Source organism: Bradyrhizobium sp., from assembly GCF_016219575.1.
Lineage (GTDB): Bacteria > Pseudomonadota > Alphaproteobacteria > Rhizobiales > Xanthobacteraceae > Bradyrhizobium.
The window spans coordinates 552,571-571,284 of sequence record NZ_JACRMG010000009.1; the positions used below are offsets into that span (position 1 = coordinate 552,571).

The 18,714-nt window shown below is 65.2% G+C and carries 26 protein-coding genes; 18 read left to right on the forward strand and 8 right to left on the reverse strand.

Annotated features, from left to right (window positions below):
* Window position 1: 1 nt before the first annotated feature.
* Window positions 2-259 (forward strand): hypothetical protein, encoded by a 258-nt coding sequence (locus HZB49_RS07675; protein ID WP_291611136.1) that lies wholly within the window; start codon window positions 2-4, stop codon window positions 257-259.
* Window positions 260-433: 174 nt separating this feature from the next.
* Window positions 434-646 (forward strand): hypothetical protein, encoded by a 213-nt coding sequence (locus HZB49_RS07680; RefSeq protein ID WP_291609904.1) that lies wholly within the window; start codon window positions 434-436, stop codon window positions 644-646.
* 7 nt (window positions 647-653) lie between these two features.
* Here the strand turns inward: HZB49_RS07680 and HZB49_RS07685 are convergent, their stop codons facing one another.
* Window positions 654-992 carry a DNA-directed RNA polymerase subunit N gene (locus tag HZB49_RS07685; protein ID WP_291609905.1) on the reverse strand — a complete coding sequence of 113 codons (339 nt, stop codon included), beginning with the start codon at window positions 990-992 and terminating at the stop codon, window positions 654-656.
* A 152-nt stretch (window positions 993-1,144) separates the two neighbouring features.
* Between HZB49_RS07685 and HZB49_RS07690 the strand changes: the two genes are divergently transcribed.
* Window positions 1,145-1,735 carry an NADPH-dependent FMN reductase gene (locus HZB49_RS07690; RefSeq protein ID WP_291609906.1) on the forward strand — a complete coding sequence of 197 codons (591 nt, stop codon included), beginning with the start codon at window positions 1,145-1,147 and terminating at the stop codon, window positions 1,733-1,735.
* 3 nt (window positions 1,736-1,738) lie between these two features.
* Here the strand turns inward: HZB49_RS07690 and HZB49_RS07695 are convergent, their stop codons facing one another.
* Complete coding sequence (locus HZB49_RS07695; RefSeq protein WP_291609907.1) at window positions 1,739-2,317, reverse strand: TetR/AcrR family transcriptional regulator; 579 nt, start codon at window positions 2,315-2,317, stop codon at window positions 1,739-1,741.
* 144 nt (window positions 2,318-2,461) lie between these two features.
* Between HZB49_RS07695 and HZB49_RS07700 the strand changes: the two genes are divergently transcribed.
* The gene (locus HZB49_RS07700; RefSeq protein ID WP_291609908.1) at window positions 2,462-3,199 is read left to right on the forward strand and encodes an MBL fold metallo-hydrolase; all 738 of its coding nucleotides are present in this window, start codon (window positions 2,462-2,464) and stop codon (window positions 3,197-3,199) included.
* 98 nt (window positions 3,200-3,297) lie between these two features.
* Window positions 3,298-4,077 (forward strand): SDR family oxidoreductase, encoded by a 780-nt coding sequence (locus HZB49_RS07705; protein WP_291609909.1) that lies wholly within the window; start codon window positions 3,298-3,300, stop codon window positions 4,075-4,077.
* Here the strand turns inward: HZB49_RS07705 and HZB49_RS07710 are convergent.
* On the reverse strand, window positions 4,074-4,949 hold the full coding sequence (locus HZB49_RS07710; protein ID WP_291609910.1) for a hypothetical protein: 876 nt from the start codon (window positions 4,947-4,949) through the stop codon (window positions 4,074-4,076). The two genes, HZB49_RS07705 and HZB49_RS07710, sit on opposite strands and share 4 nt — an antisense overlap.
* A gap of 329 nt (window positions 4,950-5,278) precedes the next feature.
* On the opposite strand from HZB49_RS07710, the gene HZB49_RS07715 reads away from it, so the two are divergent.
* Both HZB49_RS07715 and HZB49_RS07720 read left to right on the forward strand, forming a co-directional pair.
* Window positions 5,279-5,998 (forward strand): outer membrane beta-barrel protein, encoded by a 720-nt coding sequence (locus tag HZB49_RS07715; protein WP_291609911.1) that lies wholly within the window; start codon window positions 5,279-5,281, stop codon window positions 5,996-5,998.
* A gap of 31 nt (window positions 5,999-6,029) precedes the next feature.
* Complete coding sequence (locus tag HZB49_RS07720; protein ID WP_291609912.1) at window positions 6,030-6,737, forward strand: outer membrane beta-barrel protein; 708 nt, start codon at window positions 6,030-6,032, stop codon at window positions 6,735-6,737.
* 44 nt (window positions 6,738-6,781) lie between these two features.
* On the opposite strand, the gene HZB49_RS07725 is transcribed toward HZB49_RS07720, so the two are convergent.
* The gene (locus HZB49_RS07725; RefSeq protein ID WP_291609913.1) at window positions 6,782-6,958 is read right to left on the reverse strand and encodes a hypothetical protein; all 177 of its coding nucleotides are present in this window, start codon (window positions 6,956-6,958) and stop codon (window positions 6,782-6,784) included.
* 451 nt (window positions 6,959-7,409) lie between these two features.
* Between HZB49_RS07725 and HZB49_RS07730 the strand changes: the two genes are divergently transcribed.
* The 4 genes from HZB49_RS07730 (at window position 7,410) to HZB49_RS07745 (ending at window position 9,452) form a co-directional block, all read left to right on the forward strand.
* On the forward strand, window positions 7,410-8,291 hold the full coding sequence (locus tag HZB49_RS07730; protein ID WP_291609914.1) for a hypothetical protein: 882 nt from the start codon (window positions 7,410-7,412) through the stop codon (window positions 8,289-8,291).
* Window positions 8,292-8,348: 57 nt separating this feature from the next.
* Window positions 8,349-8,534, forward strand: a complete 186-nt coding sequence (locus tag HZB49_RS07735; RefSeq protein ID WP_291609915.1) for a hypothetical protein — start codon at window positions 8,349-8,351, stop codon at window positions 8,532-8,534.
* A gap of 143 nt (window positions 8,535-8,677) precedes the next feature.
* On the forward strand, window positions 8,678-9,058 hold the full coding sequence (locus HZB49_RS07740; protein WP_291609916.1) for a hypothetical protein: 381 nt from the start codon (window positions 8,678-8,680) through the stop codon (window positions 9,056-9,058).
* 217 nt (window positions 9,059-9,275) lie between these two features.
* The gene (locus tag HZB49_RS07745; RefSeq protein ID WP_291609917.1) at window positions 9,276-9,452 is read left to right on the forward strand and encodes a hypothetical protein; all 177 of its coding nucleotides are present in this window, start codon (window positions 9,276-9,278) and stop codon (window positions 9,450-9,452) included.
* On the opposite strand, the gene HZB49_RS07750 is transcribed toward HZB49_RS07745, so the two are convergent.
* A complete protein-coding gene (locus HZB49_RS07750; protein ID WP_291609918.1) occupies window positions 9,449-9,976 on the reverse strand; it encodes a hypothetical protein in 528 nt (175 codons plus the stop codon). The two genes, HZB49_RS07745 and HZB49_RS07750, sit on opposite strands and share 4 nt — an antisense overlap.
* 670 nt (window positions 9,977-10,646) lie before the next feature.
* On the opposite strand from HZB49_RS07750, the gene HZB49_RS07755 reads away from it, so the two are divergent.
* The 3 genes from HZB49_RS07755 (at window position 10,647) to HZB49_RS07765 (ending at window position 12,945) form a co-directional block, all read left to right on the forward strand.
* Window positions 10,647-12,335, forward strand: a complete 1,689-nt coding sequence (locus HZB49_RS07755; protein ID WP_291609919.1) for a HAMP domain-containing methyl-accepting chemotaxis protein — start codon at window positions 10,647-10,649, stop codon at window positions 12,333-12,335.
* A gap of 36 nt (window positions 12,336-12,371) precedes the next feature.
* Window positions 12,372-12,548 (forward strand): hypothetical protein, encoded by a 177-nt coding sequence (locus HZB49_RS07760; RefSeq protein WP_291609920.1) that lies wholly within the window; start codon window positions 12,372-12,374, stop codon window positions 12,546-12,548.
* Window positions 12,549-12,735: 187 nt separating this feature from the next.
* Window positions 12,736-12,945 carry a hypothetical protein gene (locus HZB49_RS07765; protein ID WP_291609921.1) on the forward strand — a complete coding sequence of 70 codons (210 nt, stop codon included), beginning with the start codon at window positions 12,736-12,738 and terminating at the stop codon, window positions 12,943-12,945.
* A gap of 225 nt (window positions 12,946-13,170) precedes the next feature.
* Here HZB49_RS07765 and HZB49_RS07770 read toward each other — a convergent pair whose 3' ends face one another.
* Both HZB49_RS07770 and HZB49_RS07775 read right to left on the reverse strand, forming a co-directional pair.
* Window positions 13,171-13,521, reverse strand: coding sequence for a zinc ribbon domain-containing protein YjdM (locus tag HZB49_RS07770; RefSeq protein WP_291609922.1), 351 nt, complete (start codon window positions 13,519-13,521; stop codon window positions 13,171-13,173).
* 107 nt (window positions 13,522-13,628) lie between these two features.
* The gene (locus HZB49_RS07775) at window positions 13,629-13,802 is read right to left on the reverse strand and encodes a hypothetical protein (RefSeq protein WP_291609923.1); all 174 of its coding nucleotides are present in this window, start codon (window positions 13,800-13,802) and stop codon (window positions 13,629-13,631) included.
* Window positions 13,803-13,978: 176 nt separating this feature from the next.
* On the opposite strand from HZB49_RS07775, the gene HZB49_RS07780 reads away from it, so the two are divergent.
* The 4 genes from HZB49_RS07780 (at window position 13,979) to HZB49_RS07795 (ending at window position 18,283) form a co-directional block, all read left to right on the forward strand.
* Window positions 13,979-14,422 carry a cupin domain-containing protein gene (locus tag HZB49_RS07780; RefSeq protein WP_291609924.1) on the forward strand — a complete coding sequence of 148 codons (444 nt, stop codon included), beginning with the start codon at window positions 13,979-13,981 and terminating at the stop codon, window positions 14,420-14,422.
* Between the two features lie 125 nt (window positions 14,423-14,547).
* Complete coding sequence (locus tag HZB49_RS07785; protein WP_291609925.1) at window positions 14,548-15,387, forward strand: amidohydrolase family protein; 840 nt, start codon at window positions 14,548-14,550, stop codon at window positions 15,385-15,387.
* Window positions 15,388-15,450: 63 nt separating this feature from the next.
* On the forward strand, window positions 15,451-16,449 hold the full coding sequence (locus HZB49_RS07790) for an SH3 domain-containing protein (RefSeq protein ID WP_291609926.1): 999 nt from the start codon (window positions 15,451-15,453) through the stop codon (window positions 16,447-16,449).
* A gap of 655 nt (window positions 16,450-17,104) precedes the next feature.
* Window positions 17,105-18,283, forward strand: coding sequence for a caspase family protein (locus tag HZB49_RS07795; protein WP_291609927.1), 1,179 nt, complete (start codon window positions 17,105-17,107; stop codon window positions 18,281-18,283).
* Window positions 18,284-18,393: 110 nt separating this feature from the next.
* Here the strand turns inward: HZB49_RS07795 and HZB49_RS07800 are convergent, their stop codons facing one another.
* On the reverse strand, window positions 18,394-18,618 hold the full coding sequence (locus tag HZB49_RS07800; RefSeq protein ID WP_291609928.1) for a hypothetical protein: 225 nt from the start codon (window positions 18,616-18,618) through the stop codon (window positions 18,394-18,396).
* Between the last annotated feature and the right edge of the window lie 96 nt (window positions 18,619-18,714).

An 18,714-nucleotide genomic window follows, 5' to 3' on the forward strand; every position in this document is an offset into this window, starting at 1 on the left:
GCTGTGCGATGTATCGGCCTCGGAGACGCCGTTGCGGACCACCTTCCGCATCAGGCTCAACGGCAAGACGGTTTCGATCGGCACGGTGGGGCAGGCGTTTCGCTTCATCACCAGCCTCAGCGCGATCGAGTGGATGGAGTTCCGCGCGCTGCATGAGGAAGCGCTGCTGTCGTTGCAGCGTGCCGCCGCCAACGCAATGCTGACCGTGCAGGCGACCAACGCGCTGCGCGTGCTGTTCGTGCGGGCGAAGCTGTTGTGACCGCCGTTTTGTCGCGCCGGCCGTAAATCCTCCAAACGCACGATGCCGGCCACGCCGCAGTCTCCTGGCATCACATCGCCGCGAGGTGTGGGGCAGTTCACAGGGCCGATCCGCGACGGGCGCTAATTAGTGCCCTGCGACCACGGCGGGGGTTTCCATTTACGGAGATTTGCCATGATGCGCTTGATTATTTCAGCATTTGTAGCTGTCGCATTGTTTGCCGCGACAACGGTATTGCGGTCTCACTCGATCTCGGGCAACGAGCCTGCGCAAACGGCCATGATGCCGAGCGTGCAGGAATTGCAGCACGCGACGGACACCAGCAGGCTTCCGGACGAGGTGGCGGACGATCGCTCGGTGGTCTATCCGCAACAGCCGGCGCGCTGAGCGGCGATCACTCCAGCGGTTGCACGGGTGGTGCCTTCGACGCCCGCTTCGGCGCGGCCGGAGCGGGCTCGCGCATCGCGGCCTGGCTGTCGCGATAGGTTGGCTGTTCGGCGCTGGCGGTCCTGCGCGACTGGCGCGAGGAAGCGCTGCGGCCGCGTACGCCCCATGAGCGCGAGATCGCCGGGCCTGCAGAATAGCCGATGAACGCGCCTGCAACGGCGCCGATCGGGCCGAGCACGATGGCGCCGGACACTGCGCCAAGCGCTGCGTCGGTCGCACGCTCGCCCGCGACCGCAGCGGTCGAGACCATCAGCGCGACTGCCACGATCGCGATCTGCCGTTTCATGTGAGTCCCCTCCGTCTCTTCCGCCAGACCAAGCCCGAAGAATGCGGCGACAAGAGTGCGGGAGCGCGGTTTAATCCGATTGAAGCTGCGTCGTGTCGTCCCGGTCACAGCGTGATAATGTCTCGATTGTGGCAACGTGATGGTGTGGTCCCATGAGCAATCGCATTCTGGTGTTGTACGGATCCTATCGCTCCGATCGGCTGGGCATTCGCCTTGCGAATTTCGTGGTCGAGGGATTTCGCGCGCGCGGCGACGATGTCGAACTGATCGACGCCAGGGAAGTGAATCTTCCGATGCTCGATCGCATGTACAAGGAGCACCGCAAGGGCGAGGCGCCGGCGGTACTGGAAACGCTCGCCGGAAAAATCCGCGATGCCGACGGGTTCGTGTTCATCACCGGCGAATATAACTGGGGCATGCAGCCCGGCCTGAAAAACCTCACCGATCATTTTCTCGAGGAATGGTTCTGGCGGCCGGCGGCGATCGCGAGCTATTCGGCCGGCCGCTTTGCCGGCGCCCGCGCCGCGGTGATGTGGCACGGCACGCTCTCGGAGATGGGCATGGTGGTGGTGTCCTCCACCATCTCGGCCGGGCCGATCGCGCAGACGCTGTCGGAGGACGCCAAGCCGGTCGGCGACGGCGGCAAGGCGCTGGCAAACGCTTTCCCGCGCTTCGCCGACGACCTCATCTGGTGGGTGGAAGCGGCCAAGGCCCAGCGCGCACGGAAGAACCCGCCATATTGAACACTACGCTTCGATTGCGCCTTCGATCGCGTGAGCCATCGCCTTTGCGGCCGCCGCCGATTTGAGGTCGCCGTCGTTTACCAGCGTGCGCCATGTGAAGAAGCTCAGCGCGAGCCGCAGCATCGCACGCTGCCTTGCGTTGAGCTTCGCGCCAAGCGCCTCGTCGCAGGCCGCCATGAACGGGCCGAATCGCAATTCGCTGATCTCCCGGGTGAGCGGGTGGAATTCCGCATCGCGCAGCACGCAGCCGAGAAGGCCGGCGTTGCGTCCGTACCAGGCGTAGAGCGCGGCGAGGGCGGTCCGCAGCCGCTCCCGCCGGTCGGCGATGGCGCGCCATCCCGATGCATCGGGCAGGGGATCGCGCTCCAGCGCCAGCCCCGAGCAGGCCAGGAACAGGCTGCGCTCGTCCGGAAAATGGGCGTAGAGCGTGTGGCGCTGCACGCCGGCGCGCTCGGCCACCATGCTGAGCGTGGTCAGGGCAGGGCCGAACTGCCCATGCAGCTCGACCGCGGCTTCGACGATGCGCAGCCGCGTCTCCGCCTGCTGCTCGGCGCGGCGCTTGAGGGTGTAGCTTCGGGTCATTAAATCACTGCACAGTGATGTGCATCCATATTGACGGCGTTCCCAACATTCACTACACGTTAATGTACAGTGAAATTGCCTCCACGTCCACCGCCGCGGGACCAGCCGCCGGCGGCAACGCCAGCCCATTGCCCGGAGAACATCATGGAGACCAGGATTTGCGAGATCGCCGATGGCATTTACCGGCTTTCGACCTTCGTGCCCGACATCGCGCCGCCGGCCGGCTTCACCTTCAACCAGTTCCTCATCCTCGGCGACGAGCCGCTGATGTTCCACACCGGCTTGCGCAAGATGTTTGCGACCAATCTGGCCGCGTTGAGCCGCATCATTCCGCCGGCGCAGCTGCGCTGGATCGCGTTCGGCCATTTCGAGGCCGACGAATGCGGCGCGATGAACGAATGGCTTGCGGTAGCACCGCAGGCGCAGCTTGCGCACGGCCATACCGGGTGCATGACGTCGCTGAACGACATGGCCGATCGCGCGCCGCGCGCCCTGGCCGACGGCGAGACGATCGGGATCGGGCAGGGCCGCCGCATCCGCTATATCGATACCCCGCACACCCCGCATGGCTGGGACGCCGGCGTTATCCTTGAAGAGAAGACGGCGACACTGATGTGCGGCGACCTCTTCACGCAGGTCGGCGACGGTCCTGCCCTGACCCAGGGCGACATTGTCGGCCCGGCCATCGCGGGCGAGGATCTTTTCAACTATTCCAGCCTCAGTCCGGGCATGGGCGCGACACTGCGCCGGCTCGCGAAGCTCGCGCCGCATACTTTGGCGCTGATGCACGGGCCGTCATTCGAAGGCGACGGCGCAGCGGCGCTTAGCGCGCTGGCCGACGACTACGACCGCCGCGGCGGGATGCACCGGATCGCCGCCTGAGCGCACCGCTGGCTTGCCCCTTACGGCGGGCTTTATCGCGCCGAAGGAATGTGGTGATTTCTCGCCGAAGACACTTGCCAATCGGCCAGGGAGATCACATGAGCCTGCTGCAAAATCCCTTCGATCCCGCACGCGAGGCGGCGCTGGTGACCGGCGCAGGCAACGGCATCGGCCGCGCGATCGCGCAGGCCCTGGTGGGCGAGGGCGTTCGCACGGTGTTTGCCGATGTCAGCGCGGAGCGGGTGGCCGAGGCCGTGAAATCAGCGCCGCGGCCGGAACTGGCGCTGGGGTGGACCGGCGATCTCGCCGAGCGCGCCGCCTGCGATGCGCTGCTGGCGCATGCGAAGGGCGCGCTGGGGCAGATCACGCATTTCGTGCATTCGGCCTCGCCGCCGCGGCGCGAGGCCGACCATGTGCTTGCCGTGAGCGACGAGACCTGGCGGCAGATGCATGCGGTCAATCTCGAGGCCGGCTTTCATCTGGCGCGCGAACTCTCGCGGCAACTGATCGCGGCCAGGGCGCCGGGCTCGTTCCTGTTCCTCACGTCGCTGCATGCGGGCACGCCGCGTAACCTGCCACATTACTCGACGACGAAGGCGGGCATGGCGATGCTGGTCAAGGAGCTTGCCAAGACGCTTGGCCGCTACAACATCCGCGTCAACGCGCTGGTGCCGGGCGCGATTGCGGCCGGCGGCTTCGTCGCCGATCCCTCGCTGGCAAGGCATATTCCGCTCGGCCGCCTCGGAGTGGCCGCGGATCTTGCGCCGATGGCACTGGCGGTGCTCTCCAACAAGGTGTCGGCCTATGTCACCGGTGCAGCGTTCACCGTCGACGGCGGGCTGTCGCTGACCAACTGGTTCGATCCGCCGGATATCTAGTATCGATCCGAGAGCGGCAATGGCATTGGCGGGCGCACGATCGGCTCGCCATTGGGCTGCGTCGTTGCCTGCGGCGGCGGTGCGTAAGGCTGCGGTGGCGGCTGATAGGCCGGCGGCGGGGCCATGGTGGCGGCAGGGGGCGGCGCGGCCGCAGCCTGCGTCGCCGGTGGATAGGCCGCTCGCTGTGCGGGCGCCACCGGTATCGGCCGCGGCGGAAGCGCTACTCTCTGAGCCGGCGGTTTCGGCGCGGGCGCGCGGGCGACCGGCGGGGCGGGCGCGACGGCGGCTTGCTGGCTTGCCTTGAGCGTTTCAATCTGCGCCTTGAGCAGTTCGACCTGCTGGGTCATGGCGGCGAGGTCGCGCGTCAGCGACTGGATTTGTTGTTCGGCCTCCGGCGGCATTGCTGCCGTACCCGATGCCGTCGGGGCAGCGTGCCGCGTCAAATCCATGGGCTGGACCGGCGGTGCGGGTGGCGCGGCTGGCTCGGCCGGCTCGGCCGCGGGCGATGTGCTGACGCCCGGCAAGGGCACCAGGCCCGCGACCGTCTGCGTTGCAGTGTCGCCGTGATGCGTCCAGACGGCTGCGCCAACCACGCCGATCAGCGCGATAACAAACGCCGTGCCGGCTCGCCTGATCCAGGCGCGCGACGACGAATCCAGTACGGGGGTGGCGTTGACGTCGGTGGCGCGGAACGTGTTGTCGACCTCTGGCGCGGCAGCTTCCGCGGCGTGGCGTATCTCCGCAAACAGCTTTTCGCGGCTGGTGGCGTCGTTCGCAGGGCGAGGCACGCAATCGGCCCAGTCGGCCGGCACGATGTCGGGCGCGATCGGCGCCTGGTGCTGGTCGTCTTCAATATTTCGCAGCGGATGCATCAGGAATCCCCATGCTCGTCGTCCATCCTGCCCGGTGGCAGAAGTCCAGCCGGGTTTGACGGAAGCAAGGCGAGGCGATGGAGAGTCTGGGGCCGAGGGAACCTGCCAGCCGCCGCTGACGCGAAGGCTGGCACCCGCAAGGGAGACAGTAGAATACAAATGCAATGTGCAGATGCCCCGTGAGCAAGCGGGTGTGCAATATATTGCAGCGCCGGGACTGCAACACCGGCGAGAATTCAGCGCGATGCTGCGGTGATCGGCGGCCAAACGGGCTCCCTCAGCCGATAGGGTCCATTTCAGGACTCACTTGGGACATATCGGGGCCGACCATGAAACCCTTGAAGCTGCTTTTCGCCGCTATCGCACTCAGCTCGATTTTCGGGGCCGGAGCAGCTCCCGCTGCCGACCTCGCCGTCAAGGCGGTGCCTGCCGTGCCGGTCTTCAGCTGGACCGGCTTCTACGCCGGTGTCCACGGCGGCGCCGGCGTGCTGTTCGATGCCGGCTATCAGACCGTGATCCTGAACGACAAGCATGGTGTCGGCGGGCTCGCCGGCGGGCAGCTCGGCTTCAACTACCAGACCGGCATGCTGGTGGTCGGCATCGAAGCCGAAGGCTTCTGGTCGGGCATGAAGGTGACCAGCGACGCCTTCAACGCAAACACCTGGTTTGCAACCGCGACCGTCAGGAACAGATGGGACTTCGACATTGCCGGCAGGTTCGGCGTCGCCTTCGACCGCGCGCTGGTCTACGGCAAGGCGGGCTGGGTGTTTGGCGGGTTCGACTGGAACTACAACACCGCCTTTGGCTACAGCAATCGCGCCAGCGCCACGCTGGATGGTCTGTTGATCGGCCTCGGCCTCGAATACGCCTTCCTCAACAACTGGACCGCCAAGTTCGAGTACGACTATCTCGGCTTCGGCGCCAGGAACGTGCACTTCACCGAAGCCTGCACCGGCGGCGGCTGCTTCCTCCTGCCCAACGGCTTCACCCAGAACGTCAGCGCCGACAAGCACATCTTCAAGCTGGGCATCAACTACAAGACCAATTGAGGCGATCGGTTTTCCGATCGGGGAGACGAACATGAATTATTTGAAGTTGATCTGCGCAGCCGTAGCCATTGCGATCAGTGCGATCTGCGGCAGCAGCGCTGCCACCGCAGGCCCCGTGCCTTCGCCGGTCTACAACTGGACCGGCTTCTATGTCGGCGCACATGCCGGTGGCGGCGTGATGTTTGATGCGGGCTACCAGACGCTTGCCGCAGCCGACCGGCATGCCGTTGGCGGGCTCGGCGGCGGCCAGATCGGCTTCAACTACCAGGCCGGCATGTTCGTGGTCGGCATCGAGGCCGAGGGCTTCTGGTCGGGCATGAAGGTGAACCAGGACCAGTTCAACGGCAATACGTTGTTCGCGACGGCCTCGATCCGCAACAAATGGGACGTCGACGTCGCCGGCCGGTTCGGCGTCGCCTTCGATCGTGCGCTGGTCTACGGCAAGGCGGGCTGGGTGTTCGGCGGGTTCGAGTGGAATTACAACAACACATTCGGCTACAGCAACCGCGCCAGCGCCACGCTGGATGGGCTGCTGATCGGCATCGGTCTCGAGTATGCCTTCTTGGGCAACTGGACTGCCAAATTCGAATATGACTATCTCGGATTCGGCGCCAAGAACGTGCACTTCACCGAAGCTTGCGCGGGTGGCGGCTGTTTCATCGGGCCTAACGGCTTTACGCAGAACGTCAGCGCCGACAAGCACATCTTTAAGCTGGGCATCAATTACAAGGTCAACTGACGCGGCGCGGCGGATTACGCTCTCGCCAGTCAGCCCTGCGGATTTCAGGCGGTGACGGCCTGCGCCAGCTTCTCGCGCGCCTTGGCTTCGATCAGCGCGGCATAGCGGCCGAATTCGCTAGCCATCTCCAGCAGCTTTTCTCGCACGACGGCGTCGGTGACACGGTCCGCCATGCGGCGGGCGCGGTCGGCCTGAAAGCGATAGTGGTCAACTTCGAGCATTTTCTTTTCTCCTCTCAGCGACTGCGCTGAAAGTCTCCTCAAGGCTTCAGGCGGCAATCCGGTGGCGGCGAATCTCCAGGAGCCGCATCAGCACGTACGAGCGGTACAGCATGGTGAGAAGCGCCTGCATGATCTAACCCCGTTGTTCGATCACTTGCCCGCAACGCTAGCGGCCTTGCGTTTCCGGACGTTTTTCTCGCAAGCCCAAAATGGTTTCGTCGCAGGGCGGCCAATGTTTCGTCGCGCGGGCGGGCGACAAAATACCGTTCACGAAGCCGCGATCCCGGCCGGGCCGCCAGGGGCCCGCGGCCCCGCAAACGCTCGCTTCCACAGGACCAAGGGGCCAGCAGGCCCCGTTGGGCCGCATTCTGAGCCAAGTTTCCGGTACACTTCCGCCGAATGCCGCAGCGGCTGATTCGGCGGGTAGATTCGGGATATCGCGGGGGGTGAAATGTCATTCTTCAGGCGTGAGCTGGGCCCGGTCGAGCGCTTCGAGAGTGCATTGCGGGAAAAACAGACGGCGCGGCTGAAGCTTTCGGGCAGATCGCGCGCCGCCGACGCAATCGTTGCCGACAAGCGCAAGGCCGCCGAAAAGCTCGCGGTGGCGGGCGCGGCCGACGCCAAGCTGGCACGCGCGGAAAACGAGTTGCGCACTGTCGAGGAACGCGCCAAGACGCTTCGCGCCGAACTCGCCGAATTCGACGAGCAGCTCGTCGCCACCGAGAAGGCGCTTGCCGAAGCCAAGGCGCAGCGCGAGCGCGACCGCATCGCCGACGAGATCGAGGCGATGGCTGCGGCCATCGAAAAGGCCGCGCCGGGATTCGACGCCGGCGCCGCCGGCCTGCTGGCCGCTACCGGCAAGGGCACGCCGCCGATTGCACAGGCGGCACGATTCTCGGCGAGCATCGATGCGGTGCGCCGCGAGGTGTTGTCGGCGGTGGAGTTGATCTGCTGGGAGCTGCGCTCGGCGGCGGCGTCCACGCGCAGCGGCAATGCCAATGCCGGGCAAGGCGCGCTGACCGAGCCGGAGCAGCCGGCGCTGCCGGATATTGCGCGGCAGTTGATCTACACGCTGAACCCGCTGCAATGGCGCGAGGGCGCCGAGCTGAGGCGGGTGCCGGCCTTCGCGGCGGTGGCCTTGCCGAAATACCTGCTGACGGTCGCGCTCGGGCATCAGCATGCCGACCACATGAATGCGCGGCGCGTGCAGACCCTGATGCACGTCCACGGCAACGCTGCAGCCCAAGCCGAGGTCGGCCCCGACGACCCGCGCCTGGTCGATCTCGATGCGCTCGCGGCGGAAGCGCAGGCCAGGCAGGCCGACGTCGCCTGAATGGAACCGGATCGCGCTTCGGCGGTTGTCCCTGACAGTGAACAGGGAGGACCGGCCATGATGTCGGAGATCCAGATCTACACTGTCGCCCGCCAGATGTTCGAACGCCACGGCCAGGTCGCGATCGCCGAGGCCGCGCAGCAGGCCTTGGCCTGCGAGCGCAAGGGCGAGGGCGAGGAGGCGCGCGAGTGGCGCCACATCGAAGCCGCCATGAAGATGATGCGCGGACCCGGGCAGGGCTGACGGGCACGCCGCCGGCCGCGGCTTGGCCAAGCCATAGCCCATCTTTCGCCATCCGGCTTCGCTCTAACGGGCTTCGCCGGACACGGCCCGGCTTCGCCTGAGGGGAGCGGCGCGACATTCCCGTTGCCCGCTGGAAGGGTTCGATGCCGCCAATACGATATCTGCGCCATCTGCTTGCGCCCGTCGCCATCGCCGTCCTGATCTGCACCGCGGCGGGGGCGCAGGAAAATCTCGACGCGGGCAAGCCGGCGAAAAAACTGTTCGCCGAGACCTGTGCCGCCTGCCATCGCAGTCCGCGGGGGCTGGCGAAGGGGCGCTTCAGCTTCACGCTCTATCTCTATTTGCAGAAGCATTATGCGAGCAATTCGTCGTCGGCCTGGGCGCTGACCTCGTATCTGGAGGCGGTCGATGCCGACAAGCGTGGCGTGAAGCGCGCTGCGGCTGCGCCTGCGGCCGCGCCGAAATCGTCGACCTGGTCGGCGGGTTCCTCGCTGCGGCCGCCCGCGCCGATCCCGAACCGCTAGAGCGTTTTCAAGCGAAGTGGGCACCGGTTCGCGTGAAGAAAATGCGTCAAATCAAGAATCTAGAGCTTCGGTTCTGATTTAGTCAGAACCGAAAATGCTCTAGCCACGCCTTTCTCATCTGCGTGCTGCCAAATTTCCTCAGGCCGGCCATCTTTTGGACGCTTGGGCACGCACGATCGGCGGTTGTGCGCGGTGTGTTGTTGCGTGGAGTGCGACCATGGAAGAGTTCGAGGAAAAGCTGGAAAAGTACATGGCGCGGGCCGCCAAATGCGAGGAGCAGGCGCGCGAGGCGACCGACAAGACCCGCCAGGATTTTTACGAGGTGCTGGGGCGCTACTTCCGCCACCTCGCCGACGACTTCAAGCAGATCATCGAGAAGCGCAAGACGGCCTAGTCCCCCCAGGACTTGCGAGCCGGCCTGCGCATGAGCTCGAATGCGCCGAGCGCCAGCAGCAGCACGAGCAGCGCCAGCATCACGCGAACGGGCGTGACGATCGGCTCGGTGCGGCTTGCGTCGGCGGCGAGATCGGCAGGCCCCGCCCTGTCGGCGGCCGCCGGCATGCGCTGGGTGATCTCGACCCAGCGCTCGCGCCAGTCGATGCGAGGCGCGGGCGATGCCGTGACGGCGTCGACGCCGGCCTGCGCGCGTGCGGGAGCCGTCACGCCCTCGAGATCCGCTGGGCTCGCCTTCGACATTGCATCTCGCCATCGGCTGTCGCTTGCCCAGCGGGACGGCTTCTTCTCCTCCGCCGCCTCACGCTCGGCCGGAGCGTCACGCGAGACTGGCTTGGCTTCCCGCGTCTTGTTGCGCTGGGCGAGACGCGCCCGGCTCGGCGGCGTCGCGTCCCAGCAGCGGTTGGGGCCGTGCCACCACAGATGCTCCTTTGGAAACTTCGCGCGTGCCTCGCTCTGCGTCATGCAGGACGGCGAAGCCTGAGACGGTGAAAATGCCGGCGATGACGCCAGCGCAATTACAACAACAATCATCGCGACACGCATAGGGCCGCTCCGCTCGAAAAAGGCCGCCGCCGAATTGTCCGCGCTGTGATTCATCGCCTAAACCCTAGACGTTTAAGCAATGCAAATTGTGGCGTGTTTTAGCGGACAGTGCAGTTAACCCATGCTTTGCGATGTCGCATCTTGGCACGGTTCCGGATTCACGGATGTGGCAGGCGTGTGGCGAAGACGGAGTACGCCGTCCTTGCGAGGAGCCAACGGGTCGCGCGAACGCGCGCCGGTGACAGGCTCCGCGACGAAGTAATCGATGTCTCCACTCGCGGCGCGATAGATTGTCTTACGTCGCTCGCAATGACGGGGGAGGACGAGACAGCGTGAATCAGAATTCCTGTAAAGCGAAATGCCTTCGGATCTGGGGACAGATTATGTAAACCAGAAGCGGTGATTTGCCCGTCGGCAACGGTTCGCGGCAGTCGCGCCCCTGAAGCCCGCAACAAGCGGCGGCTGCGAATGCGTTGCAAATGCGTTCTCATCTGTTCCGATTTGCCGATTTTTGATAGGCGAACGCAACGGAACGTTCATGGAGTTGCACTATTCCGCATGCGGGGCTGTTTTAATTTTGGGGGCAACGATGCCTGTTCACCTGACCATTTCGCGCGCCATCGTCATTTTCGGAATTGCAGCCCTCGTCGGACTTGCCGCGATCATCGGCACCAGCAATTTCGCGCTTCAGCAGCTCAAGATCGGCGGGCCGCTTTACGACCGGATCAAGCTCGGCAACGATCTGGTCGCGGACATCCTGCCGCCCCCGGAATACGTGATCGAGGCCTATCTCGAGGCGACGCTCGCCGTGCGCGATCCTGCTTCGCTCGCCGAGCGCCGCGACCGACTGACCCAGCTCAGGAAGGATTACGACGAGCGATGGGAGTTCTGGAAAAAGTCCGATCTCGATGCCGCGCTGAAGTCCATGCTGGTCGAGAAATCGGACGCCGAGGTCCGCAAGTTCTGGAAGGCGGTCGAGGAGGGGCTGTTGCCGGCGCTTGCTGCGGGCAAGGCCGATGCCGCAGCGAAGGCCTATGATGCGGCGACCGGCGCCTACAAGGCGCATCGCGCCGTGATCGACGACATCGTCAAGAAGACCACCGATGCCAACACTGCTACCGAGGCTGGCGCGACCGCGACGGTCGGAACGCTTTCCATGGCGGTGTGGGGCGTGTCGGCGCTGGTCGTGATCGTGATCTGCGCCGGCCTGCTCGGCGTGGCCTTCGGCGTGGTTCGCCCGATCGGCGCCATGACGTTGGCGATGCAGCGGCTCGCCGGCGGCGATCTGGCTGCCGCCATTCCGTCAGCGTCGCGCAAGGACGAGATCGGCGCGATGGCCAAGGCGGTGCAGGTATTCAAGGATCATGCCGAGCGCGTCACGGCGATGGAGGCCGACCAGGCGGCGCAGCGCGCCCGCGCCGAGCAGGAGCGCAAGGCGGCGTTCGCCCGCATGGCCGACGAATTCGAGGCCACCGTGGGCAGCGTGGTGGGCGCCGTATCCGCCGTTTCCGACGACATCGAGGCGGCCGCCGGCACGCTCGGCGAATCCGCCAGAACCACCCGCACGCTGTCGGAAAGCGTTGCTTCCGCCTCCGAGCATTCGTCGAGGAGCGTCGGCTCGGCGGCGGCGGCGTCCGAGGAGATGGCGGCTTCCGTCAACGAGATCGGCCGGCAGGTCGAGGAGGCCAACCGCATTGCGAATGCCGCAGTCGGCCAGGCGCAGCGCACCAACGAGCTGGTGACGGCGCTGTCGGGCGCTGCCGGGCGCATCGGCGAGGTCGTCAAGATGATCACGGCGGTTGCCGAGCAGACCAACCTGCTGGCGCTCAATGCCACCATCGAGGCGGCACGCGCGGGCGATGCGGGCCGCGGCTTTGCGGTGGTGGCCTCGGAGGTCAAGGCGTTGTCGGCGCAGACCGCGAAGGCCACCGACGAGATCGGCAGCCAGATCACGCAGATGCAGGCTGCGACCGCCGACTCCGTCGCCGCGATCAAGGAGATCGGCGAGACGATCGTGCGCATCTCGGAAATCTCCGCGACCATTGCCGCCGCCGTCGAGGAGCAGGGCGCGGCGACCCAGGAGATCGCGCGCAGCGTGCAGCAGGCCGCCAGCGGCAGCGACGAAGTGCGCGAAAGTATGCAGCAGGTCAACCGCGGCGCCGTCGAAACCGGCAGCGCCGCCGACAAGGTGCGCAGCGCGTCGGACGCGTTGAGCAGCGAGACCGGACGGCTGACCGGAGAGATCCAGCGCTTCGTGGCAACCATCCGCGCGGCGTGAGGCCGCTCACAGCGATGCAGACAGAGGAGCGCCGGAATGGATCGTGAGATTGAGTTCCGGTGTCCGTACCAGGGCGTCGACGTGCGGCAGGTGCTGCGGGCCGCGCGCCCGGACGAACCTGAAGACGGCTATCAGGCCGTGCCCTGTCCGGCCTGCACGCGGCTGCATTTCGTTCACCGCAAGACCGGCCGGCTGCTCGGGCAGAGACTGTAGCCGTTGCAAGCACCGGAGCGGCTCGTCACATGCGCGTCACTCTCGGAGATCGCGGCACGGCATGCGCGCCATGCAAAATTGATGCACGATGCGCACTATTTGATCTCGCATTGCAGCGAGCCAATACTTATTTCTAGAGAAGGAAGGAGATTCGACCCAAGGACAACACTCCACAAAGGAGATATCCATGGCGAATGTTCTTACCTCAACTGGGGCCTGGCTTTCTGCCCCGACCAAAAAGACCCCGTTTTTCGCACGATTGTTTCGTGCCCACCTCGAAGCCCGTCAGCGGCACGCCGACCGCGTGGTCGCGCATTATCTGGCAGTCCACGGCAACAAGTTCACCGACGATGCCGAGCGCGAGATCGAGCGCCTGCTGTTCAGAGCGGGGCGATGACGATGATCCTCATTCTCATGCAACTGGCAAAGCTCGCGCGCTTCGCGGGCGAAGTCTGGCGCGACGCCCAACGCCTGCGCCGCGCAACTAGCGGCCCGGCCGAGGAGTAGGGCGGTTCGCCGCCGAACAAGCCGTAGGGCGGATTAGCGCATCGCGCGTAATCCGCCCTTGCGGACGGCGGATTACGCTTTCGCTAATCCGCCCTACGGGGACGACAAGAGGGGACTACGCCTTCTTCACGAATTCCGATTTCAGGTTCATCGCGCCGATGCCGTCGATCTTGCAGGCGATGTTGTGGCCGTCGGTCCCTTCCGTGAGGCGGATGTTGCGGACCTTGGTGCCGCCCTTGACGACCGACGAGGAGCCTTTCACTTTCAGGTCCTTCATCACGATGACGCTGTCGCCGTCGGCAAGCGCGTTGCCGTGGGCGTCGCGCACGCCTGCCTCTTGCGAGGTCTCGGCGGGGCTGCCGGCCGTAGCGCTCCATTCGTGGCCGCATTCCGGGCAGACCCAGAGCGCGCCGTCCTGATAGGCGTGCTCCGAATTGCATTCCGGGCATTTCATCGTGTCGTCCATCGATCTCATCCTTGGGCGGGCGCATCGCGCCGCAGGTTCATGGTCAGGTCAAACACCGGACGCCGGCAGCGGGGTCCGGTAGCGAAGGGATGGCGCCAAGCCGGCCGTCAGCCGAACAGCGCGGCATAGATGACATAGAACCAGCCGAAGATGCCGTGGATGATCGCCCACAGGATCGAATGGTTCTTGGTGTAGGAGATCGCGATGGCGAGCGCGGAGCCGAAGCCCACGCCGTATTTTGCGCCCTCGACCTGCACCCCGTAATAGCGATTTCCGTTCATGGGCGATCCCCTCGGTAGCGGGCCGGCGCGGCCGATCCGGCGCAGGTGCTACGCCTTGCCGCGGCGTTCGGCAAGGCCGGGGGCGCGGGGCGGCGGATTACGCTGTCGCCGATCCGCCCCGCGCGCTAAGCTGGCCTTGGGAGCTGAACCGCGTTTTCCAAAGAGCGAGAGAGCCCATGATCCAGCCCTTGCCCGAACTGACGCCCGTCAACCCGCCCAACCTCCGCTCGCGCCTCGTGACGGCCTCGGCGATGCCCTGGCAGCCGACGCGATTTCCGGGGATCGAGATGAAGATCCTCTATTCCGACGACGAGGGGCGCTCCACCATCCTGTTCAAAATGGCGCCGGGCGCCGTGGTGCCGCTGCACGAGCACACCGCGCTGGAGCAGACCTACATGCTCGAGGGCTCGCTGGAGGACGACGAGGGCGCCTGCCGCGCCGGCGACTTCGTGTGGCGGCCGGGCGGCAACATCCATGTCGCGCATGCGCCCAACGGGGCGATGTTTCTCGCGATCTTCAACCGGCCGAACCGGTTCTTCGACGGGACGAAGTTCTTCACGGAGGCGCCGTCGCTGCAGCCGCCGGCCCGTGTCGCCACCTCGAATGTCGTCTGGTGTTGATGGCGGTGCGTGGGGCGTAGGGCGGATTAGCGCAACGCGCGTAATCCGCCGCTTGGTCGGGCCGCGGTGGCGGATTACGCTGCGCTAATCCGCCCTACGAGCCGCGAAATGCAGGAGCCGCCCCGATGATCATCGATTCCCAGGTCCATGCCTATGAGGCCAACACGCCGAAGCGGCCGTGGCACAGCGTGCCGAACTGGCCCGCGCACGTCACCGGCGACGAGATGGTGGCGGCGATGGACAGGGTCGGCGTCGACGGCGCGATCTTCATCTCGGCGTATTCGCTGTACCGCTATGACGCGAGCTACGCCGTCGAGGTGCAGCGCGCGCATCCTGGCCGGATGGCCATCGTCAAGCCGCTCGACGCCGACGACCCCGGCGTGGAGGAGGTCGTCGCCGAATGGAAGAAGGTGCCGGGCGCGGTCGGCATCCGCATCATGCTGACGAAAGAGTGGGGCTGGGAGGTCGGCCATCCCGGCCTCGACCGCATCGCGCGCGCCGCCGTGCGCTACGACCTGCCGCTCAACCTGCATTGCTGGGACAATCTCGACAACGGCATCGCGCTGATCGACCGCCATCCCGACACGCGCTTCATCCTCGACCATCTCGGCATCCAGCAACCGCGCGTCCCGCCCGCGCCGCCAGAGCCGTGGGCGGCCCTGCCGAAGGTGCTGGAACTGGCCAAGCGCCGGAACGCCGTGATCAAGGTCAGCGGCGCCTGCACGCTGTCGAAGGAGCCATATCCGTTTGCCGACATCTGGGACCCGCTGGCCCGCCTGTTCGACGCCTGGGGCTTCGACCGCTGCCTGTGGGGCACCGACTGGACCCGCGCGGCCGCGGTGGTCAACTACGAGCAGGGTGTCGAGCCGTTCCGCATGACGGACCGGCTGAGCGAGCCTGAGCGCGCCATGCTGATGGGCGGGGCGTGTGCGAAGGCGTATCGGTGGGAGCCGAAGAAGGGTTAGGGCGCGACCACTCTGAGGGAACGTTTGTTTCGCTGCGGCGTTCCACATGAGGAGGAACTCGCCATGAAACTACGAAGATTGATTATCGCCGCAGCCGTGCTGCTGATGCCGGCCGCCGCACTGGCGGCGCCGGGCATCGTCACCACCACGGTCAGCCTGAGGGCAGGGCCCGGTGAAGGCTTTCCGACCGTCGACCGCATTCCCGGCGGCGCCCGTGTCAACATCCACGGGTGCCTCAGAGGCACCGCCTGGTGCGATGTGAGCTGGACGGACGATCGTGGCTGGGTGTCGTCGCAATATCTTCAATATCTCTACCGCGACCGCTACGTCTATCTGCCCGACTATGTCGACGAGATCGACGTTCCAGTCGTGCCGTTCGTGCTGGCCTCGTACTGGTCGAGTTACTATGCGGGACGTCCCTGGTATCATCGCCGCGCTCACTGGAGCGGCTACTGGCGATCGCATGAGCGCTTCGCCACGCGGTTGACGATCAACCCTTCGGCGGCCCGGATCGGCCGCGCGGCGGCAGCGCGCGACGCTGCGCGCCCCGACGCCAAGGCGCGCGTTGGCATCGAGGACAGGTCGCGTGCCCGTGTCGAGGAGCGGACGCGCACCGGTGTGACGGAGCGGAACCGCGCCGGCGCGACGGAACGCGTGACGCGGGAGAAGGACATCGTGACGCGCCGGGCCCGCGAAGGGAACGAGCGCACGGCGGTGCAGCCCCGCATGACGCGTGAGAGCCCGAGAGCGGCCGTGCGCGAGCAGCCCATGGACCGGGCTCGCGTCCGCACGCAGACGCCGCCGACCATGGCCCGCGGCCATGACGAACCGCGTGCGGCCGCGCCGCGCATCGATCGCGCGACGCCCCGCATGACGCAGCCCAATGCGGCGCGCGGCGGCGGTGGCCCGCCGATGAACGCCCGCGCGCAGATGCCGGCCCCATCGGCCCCGCGCGCAGCAGCGCCCGCGATGCAGCAGCCGCAGGGCGGAGGCGCCAACGCCGCGCCGCGCGGTGGCGGCGGACCGGGCGGTGGCGGAGGCCACGGTCAGGACAGGCGCTAACGAACGAAAAAGCCCGGCCTTGAGCCGGGCTTTTTTGGCACGGACTGGATGCGCGGTCGCGGTCGTCAACTACGAGCAGGGGGACGATGCTGTCCTTCCGGGACAAAGTGTCGAAAACAACCCCATGCAAAGTAGAAGCGGAGACAAAGAATCCATTTCGGTAAATCAGATTTTGCTTTACGCGTCGGGCAAATCAGGTGTACATTGCTCAATTGCGGCGCTCCCGTCTCCAGTCGCGCAGGATGGGTAGAGCGCAAGTGAAACCCATCAATGCACAGGCGATATGAAGATGATGGGTTTCGCCTTCGGCTCTACCCATCCTACGGGCTGTCCGGGATCGTTGCCCACGAGATAACGGACGATGAGATCAGGTTCGATTGCGAGCATGCCGCTGCTTCGCCTCAGCGGCGATCCTCGCCGCCATGTCCGCGATCGACTTTGCCGGCCCCTTGTAGGGCAGGGAACCGAACACGTCCTTCGGGCGGGTGGTGACGTCGCCGCGCCCGGGCGACCGGGATCGCCCCGATGAGGCTTCGCTAGTGCTCGCTCGCGCATTCGCGGTCCTCACCGTGCGATATGTCACAGACTGGCGCTCAGCGCATGCTTGTAGCTATCTGGAACCCGGCCTGGGTTTTGCACTGATTTGGGGCATTACATGCGATGGACCGCCTTCATCCTTGCGATCTGGCTGACAGCTGGATTGAACAGTCAGAGTGCGGCTCAGAACCGGGTGGCATTGGTCATCGGCAACGCCAAATATCAAAACGTTCCAAGCCTTGCGAATCCGGCAAACGACGCTGACGCGATTTCTGCGCTCTTGAAAAGCGCTGGATTTCAGTCCGTTGAGAAGGTTGAAAATCTGGGGGTTGGCGGTATGAGGCGGGCAATCCGTGACTTCTCGGATCGCACACGCGATGCCGAGATCGCGGTGATCTACTATGCCGGCCACGGCATTGAAGCCGGCGGCGTCAACTACCTTGTCCCGGTTGATGCGATGTTGCGTCGTGATCTCGATGTTGAGGACGAAACTGTTCCTCTCGATCGGCTGCTGCAAGTGATGGAGCCAGCGAAGCGGCTTCGTCTCGTCATCCTCGACGCTTGTCGCGACAACCCTTTCGTCAAATCAATGGCGCGTACGATGGCAAGTCGTGCAATCGGTCGAGGCTTGGCCCGAGTTGAGCCGACTTCTTCGGACACTCTGATCGCCTTTGCCGCGAAGGCGGGCATGACCGCAGCTGACGGCAGCCAGGTTCATAGCCCATTTACCGCGGCGCTCTTGAAGCATTTGGTTATCCCGGAGCTGGACGTTCGGCTCGCCCTGGGGCGAGTACGCGATGACGTGTTGAAGACGACTTCCGGGAAGCAAGAGCCGTTTGTTTATGGGTCGCTGGGTGGCAGCATTGTTACCTTGGCATCCTTGTCGAAGGACGAGAGAATGGAATCCGCTCCGTCCATTACCGATTCTGACAGCCTGGCCGCCCGCGACTACGAGGCTACGGCCAGAGTCGGCACGGTGGACGCATGGGATGCCTTCCTGGCCAAGCACCCGAAGGGGCTCTACTCCGATCTTGCGCGTTCGCAAAAAGCAAAACTTGGTGTGCCAGCAGCGAAGCCGTCAACGACGGTCAAAGACGTTCCGGACCAAAAGCCGCGCAAGAAGGAAAAGCAAAATAATACGAAGAGCGCGTCAGGAGGTACAGAAGTCGAATGCTGTCTGGCCTGGTATCGGCGCCACTATCCGGGCCAGACGAATATCATAAATGCCTGCGCTGCGCGGGTGGCGACAAATACCACACCGGGCTTTAGCTATTGTTCGTTGAAGCGCGGGCCGTAGGTCTACCCGACCACGTGCGTTCCGGGGAGACGCTACGGCTTAGCCGAATTACGGTGACAGTGCACAAATTACCATCGGAGTTAAGTGCACTGTCACCGTAATTTTTCTGATCAATTGATTTCGCAAGTGACGTTGCGCGCCTGCATATTCCTGAAGCGGCCATTGACACCGAAGGTGGCTGCATAAGCCTCGATCTCGTGGTGCCCGGGCTTCAGCTGAAAACCAACGGTCGCACTGCAGCTTCGCTGACTTGCCCGCACCGTGATGGTCGCAGTATAGGTCGGGTAACTCCGTATCGATTGAAGCGTATTCTCATCAATGACCCGGTAGGTCACGTTGGGGTCGGATCACGAACGACCCTTCGAGTTAAGTGCACTGTGTCGCTGACCAGACCCCGGTCGACGGCGTCGCCGAAGACCTCGGCTCGTCCG

Bases quoted from the DNA above. Each gene is read 5' to 3' on its own strand.
- HZB49_RS07680 (WP_291609904.1), top strand. From the start codon at position 434: ATGATGCGCTTGATTATTTCAGCATTTGTAGCTGTCGCATTGTTTGCC.
- HZB49_RS07685 (WP_291609905.1), bottom strand. From the start codon at position 992: ATGAAACGGCAGATCGCGATCGTGGCAGTCGCGCTGATGGTCTCGACC.
- HZB49_RS07690 (WP_291609906.1), top strand. From the start codon at position 1,145: ATGAGCAATCGCATTCTGGTGTTGTACGGATCCTATCGCTCCGATCGG.
- HZB49_RS07695 (WP_291609907.1), bottom strand. From the start codon at position 2,317: ATGACCCGAAGCTACACCCTCAAGCGCCGCGCCGAGCAGCAGGCGGAG.
- HZB49_RS07700 (WP_291609908.1), top strand. From the start codon at position 2,462: ATGGAGACCAGGATTTGCGAGATCGCCGATGGCATTTACCGGCTTTCG.
- HZB49_RS07705 (WP_291609909.1), top strand. From the start codon at position 3,298: ATGAGCCTGCTGCAAAATCCCTTCGATCCCGCACGCGAGGCGGCGCTG.
- HZB49_RS07710 (WP_291609910.1), bottom strand. From the start codon at position 4,949: ATGCATCCGCTGCGAAATATTGAAGACGACCAGCACCAGGCGCCGATC.
- HZB49_RS07715 (WP_291609911.1), top strand. From the start codon at position 5,279: ATGAAACCCTTGAAGCTGCTTTTCGCCGCTATCGCACTCAGCTCGATT.
- HZB49_RS07720 (WP_291609912.1), top strand. From the start codon at position 6,030: ATGAATTATTTGAAGTTGATCTGCGCAGCCGTAGCCATTGCGATCAGT.
- HZB49_RS07725 (WP_291609913.1), bottom strand. From the start codon at position 6,958: ATGCTCGAAGTTGACCACTATCGCTTTCAGGCCGACCGCGCCCGCCGC.
- HZB49_RS07730 (WP_291609914.1), top strand. From the start codon at position 7,410: ATGTCATTCTTCAGGCGTGAGCTGGGCCCGGTCGAGCGCTTCGAGAGT.
- HZB49_RS07735 (WP_291609915.1), top strand. From the start codon at position 8,349: ATGATGTCGGAGATCCAGATCTACACTGTCGCCCGCCAGATGTTCGAA.
- HZB49_RS07740 (WP_291609916.1), top strand. From the start codon at position 8,678: ATGCCGCCAATACGATATCTGCGCCATCTGCTTGCGCCCGTCGCCATC.
- HZB49_RS07745 (WP_291609917.1), top strand. From the start codon at position 9,276: ATGGAAGAGTTCGAGGAAAAGCTGGAAAAGTACATGGCGCGGGCCGCC.
- HZB49_RS07750 (WP_291609918.1), bottom strand. From the start codon at position 9,976: ATGACGCAGAGCGAGGCACGCGCGAAGTTTCCAAAGGAGCATCTGTGG.
- HZB49_RS07755 (WP_291609919.1), top strand. From the start codon at position 10,647: ATGCCTGTTCACCTGACCATTTCGCGCGCCATCGTCATTTTCGGAATT.
- HZB49_RS07760 (WP_291609920.1), top strand. From the start codon at position 12,372: ATGGATCGTGAGATTGAGTTCCGGTGTCCGTACCAGGGCGTCGACGTG.
- HZB49_RS07765 (WP_291609921.1), top strand. From the start codon at position 12,736: ATGGCGAATGTTCTTACCTCAACTGGGGCCTGGCTTTCTGCCCCGACC.
- HZB49_RS07770 (WP_291609922.1), bottom strand. From the start codon at position 13,521: ATGGACGACACGATGAAATGCCCGGAATGCAATTCGGAGCACGCCTAT.
- HZB49_RS07775 (WP_291609923.1), bottom strand. From the start codon at position 13,802: ATGAACGGAAATCGCTATTACGGGGTGCAGGTCGAGGGCGCAAAATAC.
- HZB49_RS07780 (WP_291609924.1), top strand. From the start codon at position 13,979: ATGATCCAGCCCTTGCCCGAACTGACGCCCGTCAACCCGCCCAACCTC.
- HZB49_RS07785 (WP_291609925.1), top strand. From the start codon at position 14,548: ATGATCATCGATTCCCAGGTCCATGCCTATGAGGCCAACACGCCGAAG.
- HZB49_RS07790 (WP_291609926.1), top strand. From the start codon at position 15,451: ATGAAACTACGAAGATTGATTATCGCCGCAGCCGTGCTGCTGATGCCG.
- HZB49_RS07795 (WP_291609927.1), top strand. From the start codon at position 17,105: ATGCGATGGACCGCCTTCATCCTTGCGATCTGGCTGACAGCTGGATTG.